The organism is bacterium (genome assembly GCA_030655055.1).
Taxonomy (GTDB): domain Bacteria; phylum Edwardsbacteria; class AC1; order AC1; family EtOH8; genus UBA5202.
Map to the genome: position 1 here is coordinate 1 of JAURWH010000128.1, position 3,343 is coordinate 3,343.

At 53.7% G+C, this 3,343-nt stretch carries 3 protein-coding genes and 1 tRNA gene; all 4 read left to right on the forward strand.

What is annotated here, in order from left to right; all coding sequences use genetic code 11:
• A tRNA-Ala gene (locus Q7U71_06150) sits at positions 1–76 on the forward strand.
• 881 nt (positions 77–957) lie between these two features.
• Positions 958–1,380, forward strand: a complete 423-nt coding sequence (locus Q7U71_06155; protein MDO9391338.1) for a four helix bundle protein — start codon at positions 958–960, stop codon at positions 1,378–1,380.
• A gap of 81 nt (positions 1,381–1,461) precedes the next feature.
• The gene (locus Q7U71_06160; protein ID MDO9391339.1) at positions 1,462–1,932 is read left to right on the forward strand and encodes a hypothetical protein; all 471 of its coding nucleotides are present in this window, start codon (positions 1,462–1,464) and stop codon (positions 1,930–1,932) included.
• 238 nt (positions 1,933–2,170) lie between these two features.
• On the forward strand, positions 2,171–3,202 hold the full coding sequence (locus Q7U71_06165) for a WYL domain-containing protein (protein ID MDO9391340.1): 1,032 nt from the start codon (positions 2,171–2,173) through the stop codon (positions 3,200–3,202).
• The last annotated feature ends 141 nt before the right edge of the window (positions 3,203–3,343 follow it).

Below are 3,343 nucleotides of genomic sequence, written 5' to 3' on the forward strand. Positions count from 1 at the left end.
GGGGCTGTAGCTCAATTGGTAGAGCGCCTGCTTTGCAAGCAGGAAGTAGTCGGTTCGAATCCGATCAGCTCCACCATTCGTTTGTAAGGCAAGAGGCCTGGCTCACGGCAAGCCAGTTTTATTTGCGAAGGATGAGAACCGACTGCCAATGATGGTGAAGGTTCTCCGCCGGCACCATATTTGTCCCAGTACCTGACAATAGTCCGCCGTAGGAGGGCAGGAATGCTTTGTGGCCAAGCAACGGCGGATCCGCCTTTGGCGGAGAATCCGACATTACTGCACCATCCTGCCGGGCAGTAGTCCGCCTGTGGCGGGTCAGCTCCACCATTCTTTTGTAAGGCAAGAGGCCGGGCTCACGGCAAGCCAGTTATTTGCGAAGGATGAGAACCAACAGGTAGTCTGGCGGGCCAGACTGTCTAAACAATCAGCGGACTTCGTCTGGCAAGCCATACAAAAATTATAAGTGGTCTGCTTCATGGCGGGCCATTTTTATTTTCGAGAAAGACCATTATCATGCTTACCACCGAACCACGGGACATTGGAAATCCGGAAATATTAATTTCATAAATTCCGTGTTTCCGTGGTAAAAGAAATCATTTTAATCCTGTCTATCCTTGGTAAAGACCCAGTTTACTGCCCTGACCCGGCCGCTTACGGCCGGGTTTTTTGTTGCCCGGGAATTTTGTCACCCCTAAGAACTAAAATACAGTCAATCAACGATCACCAGTATTTACAAATCAAGAGGAGGTATCTAAAATGTTCAGAAGAACCGCCGCCGTTATGTTCCTGATACTGGCCGTGGGGACCTGCGCTGTCCAGGCCAAGAACCGGAGCCCAGCCCAAAACTGTCACCCCTCAAATGTAAAATCAAAATAATTAAAAACCAGCCCCAAAGAGCGCGGGCAAAAAAACCAAACAACCAAAAGTAATGTGTATTTACAAAAGGAGAATGTGAACATGGAACAAACCAACACCAAAACCGCCAGCTTTACCGACCTGATCGTCTGGCAAAAAGCGGTGGAACTATTTGAACTGGCCGCCCAGGACACCGAAAGGTTCCCCCAGGGCAAGGCCTCATTCCTGATGGCCGGCCAGGTGGTCAAGTGCGCCGGCTCCATCGGAGCCAGCATCGCCGAGGGCTACGGCCGGGGAGGACAGAAGGAGTTCGGTTACCGCCTGACCGCGGCCAAGGGCTTTGCCTTTGCCACCCAGGACTGGTACCACAAGATATCCCGGATGGGTTATATGACACCGGAGGCGGCCGAACAGCGTCTCAAGCTTCTGGGCGAGATCTCCCGGATGCTGGGCGGCCTGATCGCCAGGGTCACCGGCAAAAAGAAGGACCAGAAAGAAACCCCGGAAACGGGATCAAACCAGTAATTTAACCCCCGCGCTCTTAGGGCGGTTATGACATATAAACAAATAAACCAGTATCAAACATACAGAAATGCAAGGAGTGAAATGAACGGAACAGAGAATAGTAACGGACTGGAAACTTCTCCCCGGAACCACGCCTGGGAGGAGGCCCGGCTCCTGGCCCGGAACATCGGCCTGCTGGTGGATAACAGCCGGCAGATAACCCAGGATCCCAGGCTTTCCGGCTGCTGCCTGAACACCGCCTACATCGGCCTGCCTCATTTAAAGACCAGGGCCATAGCCCTGGGCCGCCTGCTGGATCTCTGGAACCAGGAGAAATGGACCGAGACCTGCCCGGCCTGTGGCGAGACCGTTTACATCCTGGGGGCAGGAGGGGGCGCCTTAAGCGGCCGGAACGGCTGGTGGGGTGTTTGCGGCCATTGTCAGGGGGTTCTGTCGGGCAGCAAGGAAAAGTTCTATCAACTATACTCCGAGTTTACCGGAGGGCCTGCAGGCCCATCACATCCCGAGCAGATAGACCTCAGCGATCTGCTGACAGAACTGAGGGCGGCATAGCAGACTCCAGAAACTTCCAGGGAATAAACCGAACGCAGATTTCCGCAGATTGGAATTGATTGCACTGATAATTTTATTGAATTTATAGAATCTGCGTTTATCTACGTCCTAAATATCTTGCTACTTACCCCGGCCGGATCAAAATAAATTGATCCGGCCTTTTTTATTGACTTTTAACCGGTCAAAGGCTTATCATTATGTTTCACTTAAAAACTTGAACTAAATATTTCGGCAAACAATGGCCCAGCAAAAGACAGAAAGACTTCTGGAACTGGTGTCCCTGCTTTTAAAACACCGCCGCCCGGTTCCCAAGCCGGAGATCAGGCAACTGTTGCCCCACTATCAAAGGCTTTCCGGCCCCAGCTTTGACCGGACCTTTGAACGGGATAAAAGGGAGCTGCGCAGCCTGGGGGTGCCGCTTAAGGTCTATTCCATCGAGACCGGAGAAGAAGTTGACAATCCCGCCCAGGCCGCCAAGTACGAGGCGCAAGAATTGGGGTACCTGATAGACCACGAAGAGTACTACCTGCCCCGGCTGGACCTTACTTCAGAAGAGTGGGCGGTGATCTCCCTGGTCTGCGCCGGGCCGCAGTCCCCGGCCGCCAAGGACCAGGCCAAGGCTTTGGCCAGCCTGGCCCAAAAGATAGGCTGCCAGAAACCCGGGGGAAATGAACGGCGATCCGAGATAGGGCTTAGCGCCAACGCCCGGCCCGAGGCCGCCGCCGAAGCCAAAGTGCTGGGACGCATCCAGCAGGCGGTAAAGGAAGGGGTCTCCATCCGGTTCAGCTATCACAGCATCCAGCGCGATGCCAAAGACCAGCGCCAGGCCGACCCCTATCTTCTGATCTACAATGCCGGGGTGTGGTACCTGATAGCATACTGCCACAAGAGAAAAGAGGTCCGCACCTTCAAGGTCTCCCGCATCCAGGAACTGAAACTGCTTAACGGCCAGCCCCGGTTCAATGTTCCCAAAGATTTCGATAAAACAAAATACCTGGGCCGCAAGGCCTGGGAACTGGGCGGGGGCCTGGTTGTGCCGGTAACATTGAAAGTGAACCCTGAAAGCGTCTGGCTGGTCAAAAAGGAACTAGGACCGCAGGCCGTTTGGAACAAGGGAACGGGCAGAGTCAGCATAACGGTCAGCAACTCAGATCCTTTCATCCGCTGGGCCGCGGCCCATTGCGACCAGGTGCGGGTGGATAAGCCGGAAGAAATGGCCCGGCAGGTCGAGACCCGGCTACAGCAAGTGCTGAAGATGTACAAAGCTTGACCATGGAGGAACCAACCACAGAAACACGGAAATTTTGGAAGCACAGAACAAATATCATAGAAACCTATTTCATCTTTTCAATAATTCGGTGTTTCCGTGCCTGCACGCTGTAGCGTTACGGCGCGCAAGCGTGGTAAAGTG